Source organism: Campylobacter canadensis (assembly GCF_013177655.1).
Classification (GTDB): Bacteria; Campylobacterota; Campylobacteria; order Campylobacterales; family Campylobacteraceae; genus Campylobacter_E; species Campylobacter_E canadensis.
In genome coordinates this window covers 510,592-537,213 of sequence record NZ_CP035946.1, presented here as the reverse complement: position 1 = coordinate 537,213, position 26,622 = coordinate 510,592, and the positions used below count along the sequence as shown (strand labels likewise).

17 protein-coding genes, 2 rRNA genes, 1 pseudogene and 1 CRISPR repeat array are annotated in these 26,622 nt (G+C 26.9%); of the genes and pseudogenes, 8 read left to right on the top strand and 12 right to left on the bottom strand.

Going from position 1 to position 26,622, the window contains the following annotated elements; all coding sequences use genetic code 11:
* Nucleotides 1-63 precede the first annotated feature (63 nt).
* Both CCANL266_RS02505 and CCANL266_RS02500 read left to right on the top strand, forming a co-directional pair.
* A complete protein-coding gene (locus CCANL266_RS02505; protein ID WP_224316035.1) occupies nucleotides 64-600 on the top strand; it encodes a phage tail tape measure protein in 537 nt (178 codons plus the stop codon).
* Nucleotides 601-936: 336 nt separating this feature from the next.
* A complete protein-coding gene (locus tag CCANL266_RS02500; RefSeq protein WP_172230880.1) occupies nucleotides 937-1,152 on the top strand; it encodes a hypothetical protein in 216 nt (71 codons plus the stop codon).
* 734 nt (nucleotides 1,153-1,886) lie between these two features.
* Nucleotides 1,887-2,762: a CRISPR direct-repeat array (repeat unit 36 nt; unit sequence GTTTCAATCCCCTAAAGCGGGGCAATCTTCTTAAAC).
* 1,492 nt (nucleotides 2,763-4,254) lie between these two features.
* On the opposite strand, the gene CCANL266_RS02495 is transcribed toward CCANL266_RS02500, so the two are convergent.
* The 5 genes from CCANL266_RS02495 to CCANL266_RS02475 all read right to left on the bottom strand — a co-directional run bounded on the left by CCANL266_RS02495 (nucleotide 4,255) and on the right by CCANL266_RS02475 (nucleotide 10,684).
* Nucleotides 4,255-4,632 carry a hypothetical protein gene (locus tag CCANL266_RS02495; protein WP_172230878.1) on the bottom strand — a complete coding sequence of 126 codons (378 nt, stop codon included), beginning with the start codon at nucleotides 4,630-4,632 and terminating at the stop codon, nucleotides 4,255-4,257.
* A 1,481-nt stretch (nucleotides 4,633-6,113) separates the two neighbouring features.
* Nucleotides 6,114-6,230 (bottom strand): 5S ribosomal RNA (rrf, locus tag CCANL266_RS02490).
* A gap of 222 nt (nucleotides 6,231-6,452) precedes the next feature.
* Nucleotides 6,453-9,451, bottom strand: a 23S ribosomal RNA gene (locus CCANL266_RS02485).
* 826 nt (nucleotides 9,452-10,277) lie between these two features.
* Nucleotides 10,278-10,436 (bottom strand): hypothetical protein, encoded by a 159-nt coding sequence (locus CCANL266_RS02480; protein WP_172230876.1) that lies wholly within the window; start codon nucleotides 10,434-10,436, stop codon nucleotides 10,278-10,280.
* Nucleotides 10,433-10,684, bottom strand: a complete 252-nt coding sequence (locus CCANL266_RS02475) for an XRE family transcriptional regulator (protein WP_172230873.1) — start codon at nucleotides 10,682-10,684, stop codon at nucleotides 10,433-10,435. The genes CCANL266_RS02480 and CCANL266_RS02475 overlap by 4 nt, the downstream gene beginning before the upstream one ends.
* A 246-nt stretch (nucleotides 10,685-10,930) precedes the next feature.
* On the opposite strand from CCANL266_RS02475, the gene CCANL266_RS02470 reads away from it, so the two are divergent.
* From CCANL266_RS02470 to CCANL266_RS02450, 6 genes and pseudogenes are all read left to right on the top strand, one after another.
* Nucleotides 10,931-11,710 carry a hypothetical protein gene (locus CCANL266_RS02470; RefSeq protein WP_172230870.1) on the top strand — a complete coding sequence of 260 codons (780 nt, stop codon included), beginning with the start codon at nucleotides 10,931-10,933 and terminating at the stop codon, nucleotides 11,708-11,710.
* Complete coding sequence (locus tag CCANL266_RS02465) at nucleotides 11,707-12,267, top strand: nucleotide exchange factor GrpE (protein ID WP_224315908.1); 561 nt, start codon at nucleotides 11,707-11,709, stop codon at nucleotides 12,265-12,267. The genes CCANL266_RS02470 and CCANL266_RS02465 overlap by 4 nt, the downstream gene beginning before the upstream one ends.
* Nucleotides 12,268-12,283: 16 nt before the next feature.
* Complete coding sequence (gene dnaK, locus CCANL266_RS02460) at nucleotides 12,284-14,137, top strand: molecular chaperone DnaK (protein WP_172230867.1); 1,854 nt, start codon at nucleotides 12,284-12,286, stop codon at nucleotides 14,135-14,137.
* 279 nt (nucleotides 14,138-14,416) lie between these two features.
* Nucleotides 14,417-15,052 (top strand): annotated as a pseudogene (locus tag CCANL266_RS09795) (cache domain-containing protein); the annotation flags it as partial.
* Nucleotides 15,053-15,418: 366 nt separating this feature from the next.
* Entirely contained in the window at nucleotides 15,419-16,345 is a 927-nt protein-coding gene (locus CCANL266_RS09790; protein ID WP_396021605.1) for a methyl-accepting chemotaxis protein, read from the top strand.
* 95 nt (nucleotides 16,346-16,440) lie between these two features.
* Nucleotides 16,441-17,721: a sodium/glutamate symporter gene (locus tag CCANL266_RS02450; protein WP_172230861.1), complete on the top strand. Its 1,281-nt coding sequence runs from the start codon at nucleotides 16,441-16,443 to the stop codon at nucleotides 17,719-17,721.
* Here the strand turns inward: CCANL266_RS02450 and CCANL266_RS02445 are convergent.
* The 7 genes from CCANL266_RS02445 to CCANL266_RS02415 all read right to left on the bottom strand — a co-directional run bounded on the left by CCANL266_RS02445 (nucleotide 17,701) and on the right by CCANL266_RS02415 (nucleotide 26,607).
* Complete coding sequence (locus tag CCANL266_RS02445) at nucleotides 17,701-18,996, bottom strand: sensor histidine kinase (protein WP_172230858.1); 1,296 nt, start codon at nucleotides 18,994-18,996, stop codon at nucleotides 17,701-17,703. The genes CCANL266_RS02450 and CCANL266_RS02445 overlap by 21 nt on opposite strands.
* The gene (locus CCANL266_RS02440) at nucleotides 18,989-19,663 is read right to left on the bottom strand and encodes a response regulator transcription factor (RefSeq protein ID WP_172230855.1); all 675 of its coding nucleotides are present in this window, start codon (nucleotides 19,661-19,663) and stop codon (nucleotides 18,989-18,991) included. The genes CCANL266_RS02445 and CCANL266_RS02440 overlap by 8 nt, the downstream gene beginning before the upstream one ends.
* Nucleotides 19,647-20,396: a phosphate ABC transporter ATP-binding protein gene (locus tag CCANL266_RS02435; RefSeq protein WP_172230852.1), complete on the bottom strand. Its 750-nt coding sequence runs from the start codon at nucleotides 20,394-20,396 to the stop codon at nucleotides 19,647-19,649. The genes CCANL266_RS02440 and CCANL266_RS02435 overlap by 17 nt, the downstream gene beginning before the upstream one ends.
* Complete coding sequence (locus CCANL266_RS02430; RefSeq protein ID WP_172230849.1) at nucleotides 20,393-21,181, bottom strand: PstA family ABC transporter permease; 789 nt, start codon at nucleotides 21,179-21,181, stop codon at nucleotides 20,393-20,395. Before CCANL266_RS02430 ends, CCANL266_RS02435 begins: the two co-directional genes overlap by 4 nt.
* On the bottom strand, nucleotides 21,174-22,013 hold the full coding sequence (locus tag CCANL266_RS02425) for a PstC family ABC transporter permease (protein WP_172230846.1): 840 nt from the start codon (nucleotides 22,011-22,013) through the stop codon (nucleotides 21,174-21,176). Before CCANL266_RS02425 ends, CCANL266_RS02430 begins: the two co-directional genes overlap by 8 nt.
* Complete coding sequence (locus CCANL266_RS02420; RefSeq protein ID WP_172230843.1) at nucleotides 21,995-22,810, bottom strand: substrate-binding domain-containing protein; 816 nt, start codon at nucleotides 22,808-22,810, stop codon at nucleotides 21,995-21,997. The genes CCANL266_RS02425 and CCANL266_RS02420 overlap by 19 nt, the downstream gene beginning before the upstream one ends.
* 101 nt (nucleotides 22,811-22,911) lie before the next feature.
* Complete coding sequence (locus CCANL266_RS02415; RefSeq protein ID WP_172230840.1) at nucleotides 22,912-26,607, bottom strand: autotransporter outer membrane beta-barrel domain-containing protein; 3,696 nt, start codon at nucleotides 26,605-26,607, stop codon at nucleotides 22,912-22,914.
* Nucleotides 26,608-26,622 lie beyond the last annotated feature (15 nt).

Below are 26,622 nucleotides of genomic sequence, written 5' to 3'. Positions count from 1 at the left end.
ATTATAAAAAAACAACAAGCAATAACTTCAAAAATTAAATAATAAGCTTTATTTTTATATGAAATTAACTTAAATTATTTAAGCACAGCATCTAAATTACAAATGGCATTAGGATTTAGCACAGATGAAACAAGCCGAATGCTAAATACTTTAAATACTCATTTTAAGCTAAATAGTAAAGATGCTTTGAGTTTTGGAGATGAGATTTTTACACTTAGCAATAAGTTTAATGCAAGCAGTAAAAGCATAGCAAATCTAACGAGCAAAATTAGTGCTAATGCTAAGATGTTTAGCTTAAACGCTAAAGAAAGTGCAGTGCTTAGTGCAGCGTTTTTGCAAGTTGCAAAAGATGAAGAAACTGCGGAAAACTCAATAAATAGCCTAAATGAAAAGCTTTTAAATATCACAAGTCTTGGCGATAATCTAAAATTCAGCCTTACAAATATTGGCATAAATACACAACAAATTGAAATCGGTATGAAAATAGACCCTAAAGCTACCTTAGATTTATTTTTTAAAAGACTTAAAAACACTAAAAAGGCTAACGAAAAGCAGTATAACGAGCTTTTAAGTTCAATGTTTAGTGCTAATGCTAGTTAAATTAATATTTTATCTTGTAAATTATTTAAAATTATCTTGAATTAGCAGCTTAAAGCTATTTTATCAAATCAACATTTTTAAATTTGTTTTAATATTATTTGTAAAAACCTAAGCTAAATCAAAAATTATCAAATCAACATTTTAAAGATTATTTAATATTAATTACTTTTTGTGTTTAATTAAACTTATATTTAATACAACTGCATTATTTTGTATAGTGAAAAAATAACAAATAAAACAATATTTATAAATAAATTTTTTAAATATTTTTTTTGAGTAAAATTTTATTGGACTAAAAAAGAATAATATTCACACAAATATTAAAAAGGAGATAAAATGAAAGAAATTCACAAAGTTAAATTTGCTATTTTTTATGCAGGAAAAATTATTAGTGCTATTTATTTAGCTTATTATCTAATTAGCGTTGTAGCGTCATTATTTATTGGCTTAGGTTTTGCTGTGCTTGTTAGTATAGATATTTCAGCTGTAGTGTTATTTGCTTGTTTTCATTACCTATCAAAAAAAGAGCTTGAAAACTATTTAAAACAATAAATTCTACTAGTGCAAACTAGCAAAATTATAATATTTGCTAGTTTTATTGATTTTATATAAAGTATTTTATATTTATAGCTACTCTATTTATTGTAAATAATCAAAAACTTTTTGTTACATTTTCTACTTCTTTAATATAAACAAAATTAACTTACTTTAATATCTTTTTGATAGGGTTTTATTATTTTAATGCAGAGCAATCTTCTTAAATATCATTACATTTTGTTTTAAACTTTCAGCATTAGCTAAACAATGAATGATTTTGTATGCTGGTTTTTTATTATATTTACCTAATTTTTTTAAAGCTATTTTATATGCTATTGTTCTTTAATAATTAGCTTTATCATTTCATACTTTCCTTAACAAATTCTTTAACTTCTAAATACTGCACTTCTTCACGCAAATAAGCTATTTTAATTCTTCAGCTTCTTTTAGTGCTTCTATAAATTCATTACTTTTAATATTCTTTTAGCCACTTATAATTTTTAGTTTTGTTAGCTTTCAAGCTTTGATTAAAAACTTTTGTAATTGCTTTATAGCTTTTTGTGTTTTTTTGATTTTTTTATTCTTTAAGTTTAGCAAAATATTTATCAATTACTTTTGCAATCTCATTTTTACTTGCGTTTTCGTATTTAGATAGCTTAATCATTTTTGCTACTTCTTTTTACTAATCTAATAAATAGTAATTTTCTTGCACAAAAGCTGATGAAAGTTTTGAAAATAATTTGGCGAATGTTTCAATCCCCTAAAGCGGGGTAATATTCTTAGACAAGTAGACAAAGTGATAAAAGGTATAGGTTTATCAAAGTTTCAATCCCCTAAAGCGGGGCAATCTTCTTAAACGGAAACAAATATATTTCTGTGGTGGCGAATGCCGTTTCAATCCCCTAAAGCGGGGCAATCTTCTTAAACTTATATTTTCAAAGCTGATTTAAATATAAATGTTTCAATCCCCTAAAGCGGGGCAATCTTCTTAAACAAAAAAAGATTTCATAAAAAAAGAAATAATGTTGTTTCAATCCCCTAAAGCGGGGCAATCTTCTTAAACTTACAAGAACTTTTCAGCAAAGTGTTAGATAAGTTTCAATCCCCTAAAGCGGGGCAATCTTCTTAAACACAAGTCACTATATCGGTCTTAAAAAAGATTTCAGTTTCAATCCCCTAAAGCGGGGCAATCTTCTTAAACTTTTCAAGGCTGGAGAACGACGAAGCGAACAATGTGTTTCAATCCCCTAAAGCGGGGCAATCTTCTTAAACGTAAATGTAAAAAATGAATTCCAAATATTTTTTGTTTCAATCCCCTAAAGCGGGGCAATCTTCTTAAACCTCTGATTTTTATTTTAATAGTTTAGGTTATGAGTTTCAATCCCCTAAAGCGGGGCAATCTTCTTAAACATTTGTTCATTTGCTTTTGTTGTCTTAAACAAGAGGTTTCAATCCCCTAAAGCGGGGCAATCTTCTTAAACCTTATGGAGTATGTATCGTTGTAAACGATACACCATAGTTTCAATCCCCTAAAGCGGGGCAATCTTCTTAAACTAATTAGTGAATTGCAATTATTAGAAAGTTATTTAGTTTCAATCCCCTAAAGCGGGGCAATCTTCTTAAACCCATTATTTTTAACAATGTTAAGTAAAATAACTCATAAAAAAGATATTATAATTATTTTTAATTAATCTGTAAAATAATATTTTAAGATTTAATAAAAACAAATATTAGCAAATGCTAAGGAAATTAAAAAATATAAGCTTTAAATATCTATTTTGCTATTAAGAATTTTAATTTTTTAATCATTTGCTTGTTTTAAGATTATTTTAATATTAAAAGGCATTATTTATTAATACTTTTATAAATACAAAAAGCAAAAAAGTAGCAAATGTAAATATTAAATTATAATAATTAGCAAAATTCACTTTGTTTTAGCTTAAATTCAGCATAAATTAAGCTTAAAATGTGGTAAATGCAAATTAAAAAGTTCTTTTATTAATAGCAAAAGCTATCATTTTAAACAAAGTTATAAAGATAAATATTTTAAAGTAGTAATTGGCAAAGCACAGACAAATAAGGGTGAATTATCAAAAATAAATCATTTTCTTAAAGATAGCTTTTACAATGATTGTTATTTTCTCATAATATTTTAAAATTGAGTTTTTAAAATTATTTATCTTAGATAATAATCTAAATAATAAAAACATCTCTCAAGCAATTGTAAAAATATATAAAAACAATGGGAGTAGAAATGAAAAAATTAATAGTTTAGTTTTAAGCACATATTTAGGTACTTTTAATTTTTTGATAATACATAAAAATGCAATGATGAAATAGTACTAAAAGAGCTTATAAGAAAAATGCAAGCAATATCAATATGGTGTTATTAAAATATTTTAAGATTAAGTAGAAGATACGATGATTAAAGTGTAAGAACTTAAAGACTATTATTGGCAATATTGATAAAAGTTGCGTATTAATAAAGCTATAATTGATTTATTAAATAATAAATAAGCACTAAGGTTAAGATGGGTTTTCTAGCTTTGTAATACTAAAAAACGAAGATGATAGAGTAAGATATTGTAACGCTAATTTGAACTTTGTTTATCTAACAATGCCAAATGAATTAAGCAGTAAAATAACTGAAGGTAAATAAAAGGTGTAATTATAAATGATGGAGTAAGTAAAACTACAATAAAATATAAAGCTTATTACATTGATGATAAAGAGCAAGTTTATGTAGAGCTAGTTAATATTTTACTCAAAGCTTATAAAGGCTTGAGTAAATCTTAGAAGTTACAATTTAAACCCCACACTACTGCCCTTGTTAATTAATATAAAAACTACTAACCACCACCTAAAAGAACCTTAAAGTAACAAGTAAAACTGTTAGCAACAATTTAGCAACAATCAAGCTTATTACCTTTATTAAAAGTGAAATACCCTAACTTATGTAATAATCAAGCTTATTAAAAAATATCAATAAGCAATAGCTTTACTCCTTACGTAAAAGACTAATAATCAAACTTATTAAAAACACTAAAAACTATTTATTTTTCTTATCTTTTTTAGTACTAATCTTTTATTTTTTCTTATCTTTTTAGCATTAATCTTTTATTTTTTCTTATCTTTTTTAGCATTAATCTTATTTATATTATCTTGATGCTTTTGCTTTATTTTTCTTTCTTTTTCTTCTAGCTTAGCTTCTTGTGCTTTTAGTTTATCTTTAGCCTTAGTTATCTTTTGCATTTCATAAGAATGTTTTTCTTCTTCTTTTATTTGTCTTAAACTTGTGTTATCTATTAAGCCATTATTACAATTACTTTGTATTCTTTCTTTTAAAGAATTTAAATAAGTAAGCTTTTCTTGATTTATCTTTTTAGCTGATTTAGCCTTTGTGATTTGATTATCTATTTTAGTTAATTCTACATTACATTCTGCAGCAAATAAAGTTATGTAACTTAAGCAAAAAATACTTAATATTTTTTTCATCTTGTCTTCCTTTTGTTTAAAATAAATTATATTATATTTATAATTTATAAATTTATTGTAATAAAAAAAGTATTTTTTTATATAAATTCTAAAAGATAAAAAATAGCTTGTTTATTTTATTATTAATAAGCATTACATCTGTTATATTAAGTTTATTTGCTATGTTTTTTGGATTTTTATTTAAACTTTGCTCCTTTATTTTTATTTATTATTTGCTTTTGTTTTTTTATTTGTAGTGTTTGTTTTTGTTTGTTGTTTGTTTTTTTGTTTGTAGCATTTATGTAGGTGTTTGTCTAGGTATTTGCTTTTGCGATAAGATTATTTCCTTTAAATACTCGTTATTACTTGCATATATATCATTTATTATATTTTGTACTTGATTTTGTAAGTTTTACTTTTTTGATTATATTATCTTTATAAATTAGCTTTTTATATTAGTATGAGATTTTACTTACTGCTATTGTGTTTTTTTAATGATTTCATCTTTATAGGTTGGATTTTCATCTAAGAATTTTATTAACTCATCATTATTCACGCTCTATACTCCTTTAATTTTTAAAAGAGTTTAGCCTTTTGTAAAATTTAGTTTTAGTGCTATAATCTTTAAAAAAAAGAGATTATAAAAAATATATATCTTAACCTTTAATTAAAAAGCTAAAATAATATGAATTTTATTTAAGCAATCTCATACAATCTCATACAATCTCATACAATCTCATACAATCTCATACAATCTCATACAATCTCATACAATCTCATACAAAAACATTTAGCATATAAATATAAAAACACATAATTAAGCTAAGTAAAAAACCTTATATTAATCCTTAAATTAAGTAAAGAAGTTAAGCTAATATGACTATTTATAATTTTTGTATTTAATAGTCTTTGTTTTCATTAAATAATCTAAACTTGATAAAGAGCTATTTATATATTGTCCTATTAATATCTACTTTTTAATACATAATAATTCATCTTTTAATACTTTTAATGTACTTAATATCTTTTAATATACTTAATAACTTTAAAAACTTTAATAGCTTAGCTTATTAATAATAAAAAACAAAGTAAATTCTTATACACTTTAATAAACATAAATAAAGTATAAAAATTAAGAGCTTAAATAATAAAAATAATAAAAATAATAAAAATAATAAAAATAATAAAAATAATAAAAATAATAAAAATAATAAAAATAATAAAAATAATAAAAATAATAAAAATGATAAAGATAAAAATAAAACAATAAGACAAAGATAAAATTACTAAAGATAATTTAATAATTTTGTAATTTCACAATAAAATTAACCAAGATATTTAATCCAATAAAAACAAGTAAAATTATACAAGGAATAAAGATAAAAATAAAACAATAAGACAAAGATAAAATTATTAAAGCTATTAACAATAAAAACAAATAAAAACGATTATAAAAAGTAGATAAATAATAAAGTCTAAAAATAAAAAAAAGAATATTAACAAGTCTGCAACGAGTTACTTTCCCCATGCCAGTAAGGCGTAGTATCATCACCCACAATGTGCTTAGCTTCTTGGTTCGGGATGGGACAAGGCGTTTCCACATTTGTATAATCACAGACATTGTTATTTAAATCTATTCACAAGTAATAAACTTAAATAACAATGTAAGAGCAAGTAATCAACTTCTTACTAAACTTTTTAAAGCTAAAAGTGATGCAGTTATTTTAAAGGAGAGCTAAAAGAACGACTAAGACTAGACTTTGTGTCTGCCAAAGGAGTTCAACGACGCTATCGTTTAAAAAACAAGTCAATTAAAACCTTAGCAAGGAAGTAATGCTTATAAAGATAAGCGGACGGTCTATTAGTATTGGTCAGCTAAATGCCTTTCAGCACTTACACACCCAACCTATCAAGCAGCTAGTCTTGCTGCGACCTTAAGAGAAGATTCATCTTAGAGTTGGCTTCGAGCTTAGATGCTTTCAGCTCTTATCACTTCCAAACTTAGCTACGCTGCGATGCTCTTGGCAGAACAACAGCTACACCAGTGGTTTGTTCAACCCGGTCCTCTCGTACTAGGGTCAAATCTCTTCAATCTTCTTACGCCCACGGCAGATAGGGACCGAACTGTCTCACGACGTTCTGAACCCAGCTCGCGTACCGCTTTAAATGGCGAACAGCCATACCCTTGGGACCTGCTCCAGCCCCAGGATGCGATGAGCCGACATCGAGGTGCCAAACCTCCCCGTCGATGTGAGCTCTTGGGGGAGATCAGCCTGTTATCCCCGGGGTACCTTTTATCCTTTGAGCGATGGCCCTTCCACACAGAACCACCGGATCACTAAGACCGACTTTCGTCTCTGCTTGATGTGTTTATCTTGCAGTTAAGCTGGTTTATGCCTTTATACTCTACAAACGATTTCCAACCGTTTTGAACCAACCTTTGTAAGCCTCCGTTATTTTTTGGGAGGCGACCGCCCCAGTCAAACTACCCACCAGACATTGTCCTATATGAGGATAACTCATACTAGTTAGCTACCCAAATAAGAAAGAGTGGTATCTCAACAGTGGCTCATAATAAACTGGCGTCTATTACTCAAAGCCTCCCACCTATCCTGCACATTCTTATCCAAGTAGCAGTGTCAAGCTATAGTAAAGGTCCACGGGGTCTTTCCGTCTTGCCGCGGGTAGGAGGAATTTTCACCTCCACTACAATTTCACTGGATCCCTCTTTGAGACAGCTCCCATCTCGTTACGCCATTCATGCAGGTCGGTATTTAACCGACAAGGAATTTCGCTACCTTAGGACCGTTATAGTTACGGCCGCCGTTTACTCGGGCTTCGATCAAGAGCTTCGCTAATGCTAACCCCATCAATTAACCTTCGAGCACCGGGCAGGCGTCACACCCTATACATCCTCTTACGAGTTAGCAGAGTGCTGTGTTTTTGGTAAACAGTCGGGAGGGACTCTTTATTGTAAGTTTCCTTGCTTTCGGAGTAAATCCTAATACAAGGCTAACCACACCTTATACCGAAGATACGGTGCTATTTTGCAGAGTTCCTTAAAGAGAGTTCTTCCACGCGCCTTAGAATACTCATCCCACCCACCTGTGTCGGTTTACGGTACGGGCAACATTATCTAAACTTAGAAACTTTTCTTGGCTCGACGGCATCAGCAAATCTTTCTTCCATCCGAAGACTTCAAAAATCCCATCAGTTCTCGGTGTATTCTTATACGGATTTTCCTGTATAAGCACCTACGACCTTAGACTAGCACTTCCATCAGCTAGCTTGCTTAGCCCTAAGCGTCCTTCCATCGCACAATAATGTTGGTATTGGAATATTAACCAATTTTCCATCGCATACCCCTTTCGGACTTTGCTTAGGACCCGACTAACCCTACGATGACGAGCATCGCGTAGGAAACCTTGGGTTTACGGCGTTAATGATTCTCACATTAATTATCGCTACTCATGCCTGCATGCTCACTTCTATACGCTCCAACGCTCCTTACCGGTACATCTTCAACGCATATAGAACGCTCTCCTACCACTTGCACTTAACTCTAAGTACTTTTTATTTATTCTAGCTCTTAGTATTTTAAAGAATAAGACTTTAAAGTAAAGCTTTTTATTAAATAATTAGAGTTAAGTGCAAGTCTACAGCTTCGGTACTTATTTTAGCCCCGTTATATTTTCCGCGCAAAATCACTAGACCAGTGAGCTATTACGCTTTCTTTAAAGGATGGCTGCTTCTAAGCCAACCTCCTGGTTGTTAAAGTAACTTCACATCGTTTTCCACTCAAATAAGATTTAGGGACCTTAGCTGGTAGTCTGGGTTGTTCCCCTCTTGACGACGGATTTTATCACTCGCCGCCTGACTGCTGTGATTACACTATAAGTATTCGGAGTTTGATAGGGTTTGGTACATTGGTGTATGCCCTAGCCCATTCAGTGCTCTACCCCTTATAGCTACTACACAACGCTATACCTAAATATATTTCGGAGAGAACCAGCTATCACGAAGTTTGATTGGCCTTTCACCCCTATCCACAAGTCATCCGGAGCCGTTTCAATGGCCGTCGGTTGGGTCCTCCACTAGCTCTTACACTAGCTTCAACCTGCTCATGGATAGATCACTTCGTTTCGGGTCTGCAGCATCTGACTTAATGCTCTATTAAAACTCGCTTTCGCTACGGCTTCGCGTTTGCTTAACCTTGCCAGACACCACAACTCGCAGGCTCATTATGCAAAAGGCAGTCCATCACACTGTATTGCTACATAGTGCTCTGAATGATTGTAAGCAAATGGTTTCAGGTTCTATTTCACTCTGATCACCTCAGTTCTTTTCACCTTTCCCTCACGGTACTTGTGCACTATCGGTCAAATAGTAGTATTTAGGGTTGGATAGTGGTCTACCCAGCTTCAGACAAGATTTCACGTGTCTCGCCCTACTCAGGATACTGCTAGGTATAAAAAAGATTTCATATACGGGAGTATCACCCTCTACGCTTTTGCTTTCCAGCAAATTCTACTATCTCTTTTAAGTCCATATTGCAGTCCTACAACCCCCAGTGCAAGCACTGGGTTTGCCCTCTTACGCTTTCGCTCGCCGCTACTAGCGTAATCTCTATTGATTTCTTTTCCTGTAGGTACTAAGATGTTTCAATTCCCTACGTTAGCTCCATTAGTGGTAATATATATCTCTATATATTGGGTTGCCCCATTCAGAAATCTACGAATCAAAGCCTCTTGACGGCTCCTCGTAGCTTATCGCAGTCTAGTACGTCTTTCATCGCCTCTATTTGCCAAGGCATCCACCATTCGCTCTTTATAGCTTACCTTTATATAATGTTTAAATATTTTTCATAAGAAATATATTTGCATGCATTATTGTTATTTTTTATTCTAAAACGCATTACTTCCTTGCTAAAGTTTTCTTAATCCAAGACGGAAAGCATTTGCTATTTTATATACTAGTAAAAGAATATATAAAATCGTGTCAGCAAAAGTTATAAACTTTTAAAACTTATTAATAAAGATTAAAAGTGATTAAGTCTTTAACAAGAATATGAAATTGTTTTACTTGCTTGTGACTCTTAACATTGATATGTAAAATAACTTATTTTATAACATTTAAAGTATTAATAAAATTGGATTTTTTATTTAATTTCTTTATCGTTAAAAAACATAAAGATGAAATAATACATTTTTAAGCTTAAAAAATACTTAAATATATAAAAAATAAAAAATATTTTTATAGTGTTTTATGGTGTTTTATTTTTGGAGGTGTTTTTTTGGCGGGGGGTACTTTTGGGAGTTGATTAGTGAATTGACTAGATTTGCTTTGGTTAAATTGCTTAGGTTTAGTTAGATTATTTTATTTATTGGATTTATCATTTGTTTTAGATAAATATGAATTGGCTTAAATTTTATGTTTGCTTAATTTGTTTAATTGTACTTTCTTAAATTCTCTTAGCTAAATTATTTATCTAAAAAAATATTAATTGTTTTAAGTATCTAATTATTAGTTTAATAAGAAATTATGTTCTTTGATAAGTTATATTAATAATAAACGGTGGATTAAGCTAATTATCATATAGTTACAAAATATAACCATTTATTAAATTCTTTATAGATTTTAAACTATTTTCATTAGTGTAAAACACACTAGCTTATTTTTTTTTCAACAATATCACTATTATGTTTTATATTAATAAGTATCTTAGAATATATTTTTTTTAAATATTTTTTTATCATAGCTTTTTTACTTAATTTAATATTAGCAATGATTAAATCTAATTCTAAACGCTCTTTATCACTTATCAATTCTTATCCTTTAATTGTTTTTTTATTTTTGACATCAAAAATAATAATTCATCATCATCTAATTCACATAACATAGTAAAAACTGCCATAACAGCTTGTGGTTTTGAATTTCCTAAACGCCAATCTTGATATGTTCTCATAGGCACATCAAGCCTTTGTGACATTTTTTGTAAGGAAATTTTTTTACCATTTTCTTTACTCTCAATTGCATTATGTAATAAATTAAAAATATCATTCGTCTCTAACATTTTCTAATTATACGAAAATAAAAATTAATTTTCGTTTAAACGTAGAAAAAATTAGTTTTTTTGTTAAAAAAATACAATTATACCTTTTATATATTAATAAATTAGTATTTTTTATACTTTTTTATTATTTTATTATACAATTTATCGTATAAAAATATAGCTTTAGTGAAATAGACTAAATGGTAAATTGACAATTAACAACTCAAGTGATAAAATTACATTGTCAATTTAATACAAAGAGTGATAATGATTAATAAAAGTGAATATATTTTAAAGTCAATTATTAAAACATACTTAGAAGAGCAAAACCCAATAGGTTCAATGCTTTTGCAAGATAACTTAAATGTACCTGCAAGTACTATTAGAGTTTATTTTAAAAGACTTGATTTAGAAGGTTATATTTGCAAACTACATGCAAGCGGCGGTAGAATTCCTACACAAAAAGCTATGCAACAATATTGGCAAAACTATTTTTCTAAACAAAAAGAAATAACTTTAAAAAACACTTATACACTATTAAATATTAATAAAGATTATGAGCTTTTTGCAATGTTAATTGATAATTTTGATTATGAATTAAAAGAGGTATTAAATATCAACGAGCAATTTATTTTATTAAATTTTAATGCTATGCAAGCTATTTTAGACTATAGTGAAGATAGATTTAACTTCTTTTCACAATTTTTAAATCTTAATTTAGCTAGTATAAAAATAATTTTAAATAAATTAGCATTAAATTATGAATTAAAACAAATAAATAAAATGCAAAATGATGGTATTTATTATCTATGCGGAGAAAAAAAATTCGCAAATATTGTAAAATTAAATTCTTTTAATTCAATTTTAAATTCTAATTTACTAGATTATTTTAATAATGATTTAGTTTTTTCAGAATTATTTTTACCTGAAAATATGGGAGTTAGTTTAGATTGTTTTTATCTAAATAAAAAATGTAAATTAATATTAGCAGGTAGTATTTATACCAATTATGAAGAAGTTTTAAATTCTTTGAAGGAGGCAATGTGAGCGAAGAAAAATTAAAACCAAACGAATGTGTTCAAGATGAATGCATTCAAGATGAATGTGTTAATGAAGAAGCTTTAAATTATGAAAATGAAATAATTAATTTAAAAGCTGAACTTGAAAATAAAACTAAGGAATTTGATGCTTTAAAAGATAGTTTTTTAAGAGCTAATGCTGATTTTGAAAATATCAAAAAAAGATTAGAAAAAGAAAAACTTTCAGCAGTGGAATTTGCACAAGAGGGCTTTTTAAAAGAATTATTACCAGTACTTGATGCATTAGAAAATGCTAGCAATTTTGAAGCAGATGATGAATTTAGTAAAAAATTACTTGAAGGAATTAGTTTAACATTAGACTTATTTAAAAATATGCTCAAAAAGCATTCAATAGTTGAAATTAATCCAAATATTGGTGATGAATTTAATCCTGAAATTCACGAAGCGATGATGTTTAGTGAAGTTGAAGGAATGCCATCACAACAAATTGCAGCTGTATTTGCAAAAGGCTATTTGTTAAAAGATAGAACAATTCGTGCTTGTAAAGTAAGCGTATCAAAATAATTTTAAGGAGAAAAAAATGTCAAAAGCAATAGGAATAGATTTAGGAACAACAAACTCATGTGTAGCAATTTTTGAAAGAGGAGAAAAAAAAGTTATACCTAATAAAGAAGGTAAAAACACAACTCCTTCAATAGTAGCATTTACTGATAAAGGCGAAGTTTTAGTAGGAGATAGTGCAAAACGTCAAGCAGTAGCAAACCCAGAAAAAACAATTTATTCTATAAAAAGAATTATGGGTTTAATGATGAATGAAGACAATGCAAAAGAAGCAGCAAAACACCTACCTTATAAAATAGTAGATAGAAATGGTGCTTGTGCTATTGAAGTTGCAGGAAAAACTTACACACCACAAGAAATATCAGCAAAAGTTCTTATGAAATTAAAAGAAGATGCTGAAAGCTTTTTAGGAGAAAAAGTAAGCGATGCTGTAATTACAGTTCCAGCATATTTTAACGATGCTCAAAGAAAGGCAACAAAAGAAGCAGGAACTATAGCAGGACTTAATGTTTTAAGAATTATAAACGAGCCTACTGCAGCAGCTCTTGCTTATGGTTTAGATAAAGCTAATGCTGAAAAAATCGCAGTTTATGATCTAGGTGGTGGTACATTTGATGTTACCGTACTTGAAACAGGTGATGGAGTTGTGGAAGTTTTAGCAACTGGCGGTAACGCATTTTTAGGTGGAGATGATTTTGATAATAAATTAATTGATTTTTTAGCTGAGGATTTTAAAAAAGAACAAGGCGTGGATTTAAAACAAGATAAAATGGCTTTACAAAGACTAAAAGAAGCAGCTGAAAATGCTAAAAAAGAACTATCAAGTACAAATCAAACAGATATAAATATTCCATACATTACAGCAGATTCAACAGGTCCAAAACACTTGGTGAAAACCATTACAAGAGCTCAATTTGAAACTATGATTGATAGCCTAGTTCAAGAAACAATTAAAAAAATTGACCAAGTAATTAAAGAAGCAGGAATTAGTAAAAGCGAAATTAAAGAAGTAGTAATGGTTGGTGGTTCAACTCGTGTTCCATTAGTTCAAGAAGAGGTAAAAAAGGTATTTGGTAAAGAATTAAACAAGAGTGTAAATCCTGATGAAGTTGTGGCAATGGGTGCTGCTACTCAAGCTGGTATCATCAAAGGTGATGTAAAAGATGTTTTATTGCTTGATGTAACACCGCTTAGCCTTGGTATTGAAACTTTAGGTGGAGTTATGACAAAAATTATTGAAAAAGGAGCAACAATTCCTACTAAAAAACAACAAACATTCTCTACCGCAGAAGACAATCAAAATGCTGTTACAATTAATGTTTTACAAGGTGAAAGAGAATTTAGCCGTGATAATAAATCTCTTGGTAATTTCAACCTTGAAGGAATTCCAGCAGCACCTCGTGGAGTGCCACAAATTGAAGTAACTTTTGATATTGATGCAAACGGAATTTTAACCGTTAGTGCAGTTGATAAAGCTAGTGGAAAACAACAAGAAATCAAAATTACAGGCTCAAGCGGATTAAGCGATGAAGAAATTGAAAAAATGGTAAAAGAAGCAGAAGCGAATAAAGCAGCAGACCAAAAGCGTCGTGAAGTTGTAGATACTAAAAATCAAGCACAAGCATTAATCCACCAAGTTCAAAAAAGTTTAAATGAATTAGGTGATAAAGTTGATGCTAATACAAAAAGTGATATTGAAAATGCAATTAATGAATTAAATTCATCAGTAAATAACGATAATGCAAGTAAAGAAGAACTAGATGAAAAAATGAAAAAACTAAGTGAAATTTCTCACAAATTAGCAGAAAATCTTTACAAAAAAGATGATAATGCTAAAGCAAAAGACAATGCTCAAGATGCTGAAGTAGAATAACAATAATAAATGCAGCCTAATAAGCTGCATTTTAATTTTCTTTAAATTATTAATTAATATTTTCTTTTTATTTTTATTTAATACTTTATATTTAAAAAAATTATTAAATTAATTTAATGCTTTATCAGTCTTTTTATAAATTTAATGAATAATTTTGAATATTTTTATACTCATTAAAACTCAAGCTATGATTTTTTTTCTTATTAACTTAAATTTTATTTTTTGTTACAATTATGATAATAATATTTATCATTATTTAAAAACAAAAAGGAGTACTTTATGAAATTAGCACAAAAAATCTCACTATCAATGGCTTCATTAATAATAATTTTGTTACTTATTTTATCCTTTATTGAAAATAACAACACAAAAAAAATTATTTTAAATGATTATAATTCATCTATAAAACAAGAATTAAAATTAAAAAATGCGTATATAAATGAATATTTACAAAGTCGCATAAAACAAATACAAAATATAGCAAACAAATTTCAAATTGAAAAGGATTTTTCAATAGAAAAAATTCAAGAAATCATTAAAAGTAACAATGAAATTCTTGATTTTAAAGGCATATTTATTGGTTTAAATAATGGTAACACTTATAAAGCTGAAATAGATAAAACATTTAAATTATTGCAAAATTTTGATGGTAGAACAAGGGCTTGGTATAAAGAGGCTTTATTAAGCAAAAAGGCAGGAATATCATCTGTTTATTTAGATATTTCCACAAAAGAACAAACTAGTACAATCTATGCTCCAATTATAATTAACGATAAGTTAAAAGCTGTAATTGGCGCAAATATACTTATAAAAGATTTTGCTCATACAATAACAAATATTAAATCAAGCGAACATATCAACACAATTATAATTGACAAGAATAAAAAAGTAATAGCAAGTAACGATGAAAAAGACTTAACTAAGACAAGCTGGCTTGATAATATAACATTAAGTAATAATGATTTGTTTTTTACCTTTACAAAAGATAACAAAGATTATAATGCACATTGTGTATTTAATACACTAGCTCAATATCACATTTGTTCAACAATTTTAAATGAAGTAATTAATAATACTTTAAGCAGTGCAAGAAATACTACTTTGTTATATTTTTTAATTTTTACAATAATTGTTATTAGTTTTTTAACCTTCATTGTTAATTACTTTTTAAAACCATTTGCAATTATAAATAAGGCTTTAGATGATTTCTTTGCCTTTTTAAATTACAAAATTACAAATCCAAGCAAAATAAACATAAATACAAAAGACGAATTTTTTCAAATGGCAACACTAATTAATAATAATATAAACACTACACAAGATGCTTTAAAACAAGATTTTAAAGCCCTAGAAGAAGCCTTACAAAATGCTAAAAAAATTGAAATGGGAGATTTAAGTGTAAGAATTAACTTAAATCCTGCAAATCCACAATTAAAAAAACTAAAAGATGTGCTAAATTCTATGCTACAAACTCTTGAAAATAAAATAGGTAAAGACATAAACACAATAGAAAAAATATTCAAAGAGTATTCAAACAAAAATTTCACAAGCAAAATAGCAAATGCAAAAGGTGCTGTAGAGCTAGCTAGCAATATGCTAGGAGAGCAAATTAAACAAATACTAAAAGATAATCTTTTAATAGCACAAGAATTAAAAAATAAATCAAATATCTTAAAAAATAATGTAAAAGAAATTAACGACGGAGCAATAAAACAAGCTAATAATTTGCAAGAAAGCGCAGCTGCAATTGAACAAATGAGCGCTAGTATGCATTCACTTAATCAGCAATCTCGTGAAGTTATTCAAAATACAGAAGATATTAAAAATGTTATTATTATTATAAAAAATATAGCAGAGCAGATTAATTTATTAGCATTAAATGCTGCTATTGAAGCAGCTAGAGCTAAAGAACACGGGCGTGGTTTTGCTGTTGTAGCTGATGAAGTTAGAAAATTAGCTGAAAATACACAAATGAGCTTGAGTGAAATTGAAGCAAATGTAAATATTCTTATTCAAGCAATTAATAATATGAACTCAAGCATAAATGAACAAACTCAAGCAATCACTCAAATAAATGAAGCAATAAGCACAATAGATGAACTTACAAATATTAATGTAGAAATTGCCGCTACAACAAATGAAATCTCAAATGAGGTTGATTTAATAGCGAGTAATGCTGTAAATGAAGTCAATAAAAATAAATTTTAATATATTATTTTTCTAGTTTTTATACTAGAAAAATAATTTTTTTAAGTTTTTGTTATATTATTTTGCACTTTAAAATCTTTAAAGGTTAAAAAAGTATGAATAATATTCTTGATTTATTTTACGCTATTATATTAATGTGTGTTTTTTTATTCCTAGGCTACTTAATTAAGGAAAAAATAAAATTTTTTAAATATAGCTATATTAACTCTAGTATAATAGGCGGATTTTTATTTTTATTTATCAATTCTTTTGCTATTATCAAAATAAAACAAGAATATATAGAATTTTATAGATTTTTACCATCAATTTTAATTATTCCTGTATTAGCTTGTGCAGCACTTGGAATAAAATTTAATCTAGTAATTAAAACAAGTAAAAATATATTGATTTTAGCTCTTATAATTAGTGCTGTATCTGTGTTGCAGTTTATAGCTGGTTTATTTAGTCAATATATTTTTGATTATGATTTTTATAAAAGTTTTGGTTTAGAACTTAGCATAGCCTATGCAGGCGGGCATGCAAGTGCTGGAGTTTTAGCTAGTATTTTAAGACAATTAAACATAAATTATTATGAACAAGCTCAATCAGTAGCAATTACATTAGCAACTTTTGGCTTACTTGGAGCTATTGTATTAGGAATTTTATTTATAAACATAGCAAAAAAATACAAAATATGTTTTAACGATTTAGAAGAAAAAGAAGAAAAACTTAAAATACATTTAAGCACTTTTATCCTACACCTAATCTTTATTTTATTTATTTGCTTTATTGCATATTTTGTACTAAAAATAATAAAATTTTATGATGTTTTTATTTTAAAAAATATTTCTATTTGGGCTTATACAATGATAATTATGCTTTTTGCTTGGCTAATCATTATAAAAGCAAAAAAAGCTCATTTAATAAATAATCAAATAAAGTCAAAAATATCTTCAATTTTTAGCGAATTTGCAATTATTTGTGCGATTAGCTCTATGGAATTTAAAATAGTAGCTTATTATTGGCAGGCAATTTTGTATATGATTATTATTGGATACATACTTACTGCTAGTGCTTTATATTTTATGTGCAAATATTTAATTAAAGAAGATTATTTTGCTTATATGATGGCTACTTTTGGCTGTTTGTGCGGAGTGTTTTTAACAGGAATTTTATTATTAAAATTGCTAAAAGTTGATTATAAAAGTCAAATAACAATTAATTTTTCTTTAGCTTACACTCTTTCTTCTATTTTTTATTTTGCCATTTTAAATTATATTGTTATAAGCTTAATTACTAATGGTTTAAATCAAACGATGCTTTTTATTAGTCTTCTTGCTTTTAGCTTTATTTTCTTAGCAATCATAGTAGCAAAATTAAAATTTTTTAAATCTTAAAATAAATTCACTACCTTCATTTTCAGCACTTATAAGTTTTATTTTAATTTTGTGAATTTTTGCTATTTTTTTTACTATGGATAAACCAAGACCAGTTCCTTCAATCTCTTTACTTCTACTACTGCAAATTCTAAAAAATCTTTCATAAATTCTATCAAAAAACTCTTTTTTAATACCTATTCCGCTATCTTTTATGCTTAAAAATAAAATGTCTTTTCTTTCATACATTTTTATATCAATAATACCATTGTCATTATTGTATTTAATAGCATTTTCAATAAGATTAAAAAGCATAGTATAAAGCAAGCTTTCATTACATAAAAAAGAATATTTTATAAGTTTTGTTTTTATATTTATATTTTTTTCTTTTAGCTTAAATTCTAAGTCTTTTATGATTTTTAAAAGCAATAAATCAATTCTAATATTTAACTTTTTTATATCTTTATTTTGTTCTAAAAAAGATATTTTAATAATTTCATCAATCATTACAAGCAAAGCGCAAGATTGATTGTAAATTAGATTTATAAAATTACTTTCATCTTCTTTTTTTACCATATTATTTTTAAGCATTTCAGAACTTAACATAATTGATGTTAGCGGGGTTTTAAGCTCGTGAGTTACATTATGAGTAAATTCAACTCTTAGTCTTTTTGTATTTTCATTATTTTCTTCTATTTTGTCTATAAAATCGTGCAATTCTTTATACACTCTATCTTTGCTAGGATTATTTAAATCTAAATTCTTTAAAGGTTTTAGAATTTGCTTACTTAAAAAATTAGCAATCAAAATACAAACACAAACACTAAAAATAAATATTATAAGCAAAAATAAAGCTGTATTTTTTATAAGAGTATTTATATTTTCTTTATCACTTGAAAGTCTTAAAATAAATTCTTTTTGCTTAAAAATAATTTTTTTTGCCAAATAAAAACTATCTTTTTTAAGAGAATTAGAAAACCTGCTAGATATTGCATAATCATTTTTTAAAGCATTTTGTATTTCAAATCTATTTAAATGATTATCTAAAGAATTTGCAAAATTATCAAACACAACCTCTCCATTATTTAAAAGCAAAGTAATTCTATAATTATTGATAAAAAACTCTTTTTTTAGTATTTTTTCTAAATTATTTTCCACAAAAACAAATTCTTCTTCAAGCTCATAAAATGCTTGTTTTTGCAAGGTTTTATCAAATAAAAAAAGTAAAAAAACTAAACTTAAAAAAATAAAGCTAAAACTAGTAAAAAATATAGCTAAAAAAATTTTTTTACGCATTTAAATCAAACCTATAACCAACACAATGTATTGTTTTTATGTATTTTGCATAATCTTTTAACTTAGCTCTTAATGTGTTTATATGAATATCTATTGTTCTTGTTTTAAAATTTTCTTTCCAAATACAATCTAAAAGCTCTTCTTTAGAAAAACATTTTTTAGGATTTTTAATAAGCAAGGCTAAAAGCTCAAATTCCTTTAAAGTAAGTTTAATGTCTTCATTATGAAGCATTACTTGTCTTGTTTTAAAATCAATGTGCAAATTCTTAAACACAAGAACATCATCTTTATTTATCCTTCTTAAAATACCTTTAATTCTAGCTATAAACTCAAGCATAGAAAAAGGCTTTGTAATGTAATCACTTGCACCCAAATCAAGACCTTTTACCTTATTAAACTCACTATCTAAAGCAGATAATAAAATAACTTCAATATCCTTTGTATTAGCATTTTCTTTCAGTTCTTTTAAAACGCTAAAACCATCTTGATTAGGAAGCATAATATCAAGCACTAAAATATCGCACTTTTGTTCATTTAACGCTTTAAATAACTCTTTAGAATTATAAAAGCTAAAAACATTTAAATTTATATTACTAAGTGCATAATTTATAAGCTCATTTACACTTTTTTCATCTTCTAAAATATAAATTCTAGCCGAATTTTCCATTAACATAATCTTTAGTCCTTATATCCTTTGCATTATTGAATATGATATTACTATCATCATATTCTACTATTTGTTTATTTAAAAAAAATGCAGTTTTATCTGATATTCTTTTTGCTTGTTGCATATTGTGAGTTACTATAATTATTGTTTTTTCTTTTTTTAATTTTAAGATTAATTCTTCAATCTTAGCACTAGAAATAGGGTCAAGCGCACTAGTTGGCTCATCAAATAAAATAACGCTAGGCTCGCAAGCTAAAGCTCTTGCTATACAAAGCCTTTGTTGTTGTCCGCCGCTTAAAAGTAAAGCATTTTGCTTTAATCTATCTTTTAATTCATCAAATAAAGCTGCTTTTTTTAAAGCATTAATTACTAATTCATCAAGCAAACTTTTATTTTTTATACCAAAAACCCTTAAAGCATAAGCTATATTATCATAAACACTCATAGCAAAAACACAAGGTTTTTGAAAGATTAATGCCACTTCTTTTCTTAATAAAGTATCATCATAATCTTTATAAATATCTATATTTTTATATTTAATTTGTGCATTAATTAACACATCATCATTTAATAAAACCATCTTATTTAAAGTGCTTAAAAAAGATGATTTTCCGCACCCGCTTGGTCCAATTAAAGCGTGTATTAAGCCTTGTTGTAAATCAATATTAATATTATCTAATGCTAAATAATTTTTATAAAAAAGTTGTAAATTTTTTACTTCAAAAATATTCATATTTCTTTCCTTATTAAATAATTAAATAAAATACATATTAAGCTTATAAAAAGCAAAAGCACAAAAGCACTTGCATAGCTTTGTTCTAAAAATAAACCCTCGCTTGCTAAAACATATAAATGCACCGCCATAGTTCTTCCGCTTTCAAAAATATTTGCAATATTTATTAAGCTACCAAAGGTGTAAATTAAAGCAGCACTTTCAGCGCAAAGTTTAGCTGTAGCTAAAATAATGCCTGAAAAAATAATCTTTTTTGCCCTTTTTAATACTAAATAAATAACTGTGTTTTTACTAAATGCTAAAGCATAAGCTGCTTTAATATAATCACTTTCAACACTTTTAATAGCAGCAATAGTATTTACTAAAATAATAGGCAAAGCCATAATGCTTAAAGTAAGCATTCCTGATAAAAATGATATTTTAAAATTAAAAAATATCACAAAAAATAAATAAGCAAAAAGCCCATAAACTATTGATGGAATAGCAGCAAGAGTGTTTGCACAAAGTAAGATTATCTTTTTAAAAATAGAATTATCTTTTACATAAAAACATAAAAAAATAGCCGTACTAATAGAAAAAATACTAGAAAGCAAAATAGCACAAAAAACAATATTAAAAGTATTAATTAATGGTATTAAAATGCTTTTTTCCTCATTTAATGTAAAATAAGATAAATCAATATAAAAAGCCCCTTTTAAAAATACAAAAGCAATAATACTTAAAAATAAAAATATAATTAAAAAAATACTAATTTTCATAGTGATTTTAAAAATAAAACTAGACATTTTTACCCCTAAGCACAATTAAAATTAAATTAATAAATAAAACTAAGATAAATAAAATAAAAGCACAAGCACTTAGTGCAAGCTTGTGTATATCTTGTGCGTAAGCCATTTCTAAAACTATATTCGCACTAAGAGTTCTAAGTCCATCAAAAAGCCCTAAAGCAATCATTACTTGATTTCCTGCAACCATAACCACCGCCATTGCTTCTGCAATAGCTCTTGCATAAGCTAAAATTAAAGCACTATAAATTCCATTTAAACTAGCTTTAAAAACCACAAAAATACTTGCTTCTTTGCTAAGCCCTAAGGCTAATGCACTTTTGTAATAATCGTTTTTTTGTTCTTTTAAAAAACTATAAGTAAGCAAACTTATAGTAGGCAAAATCATAATACTAAGCACAATAACTACACTTAAAAAACCTTTGCCTGAAGTATTACTTAGCTTTGCTATTAAAGGGCTTATTGTATTTAATGCAAAAAAACCATATAAAATAGATGGAATAAAGCTTAAAAAACACAATACAAAAAATAAAAAAGACTGCATTTTTTTACCAGCATAAAAACGAATATAAAAGGCAATCAATACTCCAAAAATACCAGCTATAAATAAAGACACAAAGCTAGTAACTAAGGTATTAACAAGCATTGCAAAAATTCCAAAAATTTCTTCTTCAGGATACCAATTACTACTAAGCAAAAAAGCAAAAATATCATATTGGCTAAAAAAATCAAATGAAGATTTAAATAAAAAGAAAAATATTACAAAAAGCAGCATTAAATTAAACGCTGCACTTAAAAAATATATTGATTTACTCACTTTATTTCTTGCCATTTTGTAATCTTGCCTTCATAAATCTTTTTTACATCATCTTTACTTATATTATTAAGCTTGTTATTTATATTTACTATGATTGCAATTGCATCTTTTGCAAGAACAAAACTCTTTATATTATTTATTTTTTCACTTGTTTTAAGTTCTCTTGAAAGCATTGCAATATCGCTAATATTATTCATTAAAGACACATATCCCATCGTTGAATCAGTGCTTAATAAATCAATATTTGCATTAGGGTTTATTTTTTCATACTCTTTTATTAAAACCTGCATTAAAGGCGAGATTGAGCTTGAGCCTGAAATTGTTAATTTACCTTTAATATTCATACTTGTATAATCTTTTTCGTTTAAACAAATGTATTTTAAATCATTAATTATCTTACAAGCATAGTTTGAATTTAAAAAGGCTAAAAAGTCTTTAATTAAAGCATTTTCTTCTTTATAAATTAAGTTAAAATTCCTGCTTATTTGATAATTTTTATTTTTAATATTTTCATAATTTATAGTTATATTATCAATGTTTAAAGCCTTTATTTTATTATTTAAACTTCCGTAAGAAACATAACCAATTGCATTTATATCATTCATTACACTTGTAAGCATTACTCCGCTTGAGTTTGTAATGGCAATTTTTGGATTAATATTGTCTAATTTTTTATTATTAATTTGCTTTGTAATATCAAATATTTGTACAAAAGAAGCCCTAGTTCCAGAAGCACTCTCTCTTGTAATTGCATTAATATTATTAGCACATAGACTAAAAGCGCTGCATAATAAAAACAAAGTCTTTTTCATTTTTTCTCCTTTTTTAAAAAATTGAAAAAATTATAAAAAAGACTTGAAAAGTAAAATTCTAAAAGATGTAAAATTTTTGTAAAATTTACATCTTTAATAAATTAAAATGAGTAACGATAAGTTAAATTAAAACTATAATTTGTATTTAAATCGCCTAAAAAGCTTTTTTCAAATTCTAAATTAATTACTTGCTTTAAACTTAGTTTATAACCTGCACTAAGGTTTATAAACAATCTTTTATCTTTTTTAGAATTTAAAACAATAGGGTTATTTTGTGTATGATAATCTTTAAGTATTTTTTTACCTGCATTTAATAAATCAGCATTAATTCCACTACCAAAACGCAAATATTTATTATCATCTAAAAAGGCAAAATAAAGAGCTGATTTTAAGCTTAAAGCATTAAAGGCTTCTTGGGTTATTTTTATGTTATCTTTTTTAATTTCTTGTTTTGCAATCCTTGCACCTATTAGCTCAATTATTGGCTCTAAATAATAATTTTCAAAGCTAAATCTCTTTCCAAATTCCAAGCTATAAATTAAATTCGCATAAGAATTATTTGCAAAAAGTTGTATTTTATTATCATTGTTTGCTAATAAGATTGAAAAATCGTTTTTATATTTAAAATACTTAAGTACCGCATCAATAAAAAAGTCATTATTAAATAAATAACTAGCATAAAAACCTAAAGAATAGCCATCAATATTACCCTTAATATAATCTTTATTATCAAGTTTATAATAAGATTTTGAAAGCATTATCCCGCTTAAAAAATCTATATCATTAAAGCTTACTTTTTTATCAGCACCTAATTGAATTTCATAAAAATTAGTTTTAAAAGAATGTAAATATCTACTTTCTCCAACATAATATTTTGCCCACAAGGCATTATCATATTCGTTTAAATAACGCACTTCGCCTAATCTTTTAAAAAGGTTATTCCACTCTAATACAAAAGATGTAAAAGCACTATCTAAAGCATTACTTGCACTTGTAATTGCAGGAGTATTTTTAGTGCTTGTAAAATACTGTTTAAAGCTTGGAGTATCAGGGATATTTTCTTCAGGAATACTTGGTTTTTCTTCAGGCTTTGTTTCAGGAAGGCTTGGTTTTTCTTCAGGAAGACTTGGCTCGTTTGGAATATTTGGCACATCAGGCTCATTAGGAGTATTTGGAATACTTGGCTCTGTTGGAAGGCTTGGTTTTTCTTCAGGCTTTGTTTCAGGAAGATTTGGTTTTTCTTCAGGTAAAATTTCATCTTTTATACTTGCTAAATACCAATTTGATACATTATCTTTGTTTTCATAAACAATATTTGGTTTTAAAATACTAAAAGCTTCTTTTATCTCATTAAAACTAAGTAAATTCTCATTAGCATTTTGTGCATTTTTTAAAGAAACTAATAATATTTTATCAAGAGTAGAAGTAAAATTAATATTAGAAAAATTAACCTTTGTTGTTAAAATATTTGCACTATTGCTTGCTTTTATTTGCTCATTTTTTTCTAAATTAAGATTAAAAATACTATTTTTTGAGATTAAATTTGCTACATTGACATTTGCATTAATAATTGAATTGGTAGTATCTAAAGTAGAATTATTAATATCTTTTATACTTCCATAAAAATTAGTATTTAAAAAATTTAATTTTGAATTTTCAAGGCTAATATTTGAGTTAATATTTATATTTTTTGGTGTTATTTTAAATTCTTTTTTGTTTTCTTCATATTTAAATTCAGCATAATATTCATCATAAGTACAATCTTTTGTATATTTACTTCCACAAGCTTGGCTTGAGCTTATATTTTCTCCTTGCTTTAAATCTAATTCTATGCTTGTTTTTCCTGCATTTAAGCTAGAATTTTGCAAAATTATCTCTTTTGCATTTAGGCTAACATCGCTTGCTAAATTAAGTTCGGCATTATTACTTAAACTAAGTTTATTTATATTGAAATTTCTATTTATAAACTCATCTTCATTAATGCTATTATCCTTTCTTTCAATTGGATTAATATAATAATTTTGTCCTTCTAAAGCACTAGGATTTTTAAGATTTTTTATGTAATTATGAGTTAATAAACTACCTTGAAAGCTAACATTTTTATTATCAATGCTAACATTATTTACATCAAAATTTCCATCAAAAATATAAGAACTTTTTATATTTATATCAAGATTTTTTCCAAAACTACCATGATAAAATCTAGTAGTGTCTAAAGTTGTTAAAGGTAAAATATTTATAGTGCTTGTATTTGCACTTGAATAAATATGTGCTTTTTCATCATTTGCATTTAGTGCGTGAAAATCTACTTTTTGTGCATTTAAATCTAAGTTTGCGCCATTTGTAGCAAAATATAAATAAGTTGGGTTTATTTGAGTATTCTTTGTTATTTTAATATTTGCACCATTTATTGCATAAATTGAACCAAAAGTGTAAAAATTATCATTATTTTCAAAAACAACGCTGCCATCACCTATTCTTAATTTACCAGTAGAAGATGAGTTTTTAATATTTAAAAGCCCTTCGCCCATTTTAACCAAAGCATCCTTAGACTGTGTTTTTGCATAATAATCAAGGCTTGAGTTTTTTCCAACCACCACTCCTGCATTTATAAAATTATAATTTCCACTAATTGTATTTTTTGTATTATCGGCAAAGTATAAAGCACTTGCTCCTAAATCAAAATCTTGCTTTAATGTAAGATTTGCATCCTTAGAAAAATAATAATCCTTACTTTTTGCTAAATCATCAAGTCTTGCAGCATCTTTGCTTGTTATATTATTTGCAAGAGTATTATTTTGCGTATCTTTAAAAAGATTATTTTCAAAAGTAAAAGAATTTAAATCGCTTTTTTGCGTATTTTTATTAATAAAATCATTTACTAAATCATTATTTACTAATGAATAATGAGTTCCAGTGCATTTATAGCTATCATTTGATGTATAACAACCATTAGTAACATAAGAAGCAACTGCAAGTAAATAATATTTTTTATCTACATTATCATAAATATAAAGCGCACTTCCACTATCTCCACTTGCTGCACTTATATTAAAATCTTTATATGAGTTAGTTTTGTTATCATAAGCGTTATGATAAAGCTCACCATCATACCAAGTGCTAACAAAATCACTAAGAGAATCTAAAATTCCGCCTGTAAAATATTTTGTATATAACGCAACTTCTTCATTTTCACTTGCTTTATTAATGCCTTGATAACCTGTTCCAGCACGGACAATTAAAGAATATCTTTTGTCCTTTAAAAGCTCATTTACATTATTTAAATATTTATAACCTTCTCTTGCTGAGCTATCCTTTGCAAAAAAATCTTTATTGATTAAACTTGCTGCGTTGTTTATATTTAATTTATTTGTTCTTAAAATCACAAAATCTCTTAAATTATCGTTAAATGCTCCATGATTTCCTTGCCCCCAATAATTAGCAAGATTATTACTAGATGAAATTACTATATTTCTTACTCCACCAAATTCTAAATAAGAGCCTTTTTTAATATAATCATCTCCTATCATATGTGCTGCTGTTGCAGAATAAGACCCACCAACATTTGCAAATTCACCAAGTAAAAGTCCGCTTTTATTATTAACAGAAAAATCTATCATTTTTTCAATCTTAATTTCTTTGCTTTTATCTATTGAAAAAATACTAAAAGAATCATTTACTTGAAATTTTCCTTTGTTATTAGCAAAATCTAAATAATCTTGATAAAAAAACTTTGAATCAACACTTCCTGCGTAAATAAAGGCATTGCTTAATAATAAAACAATATGCTTTTTCATATAACTTACCCTTTT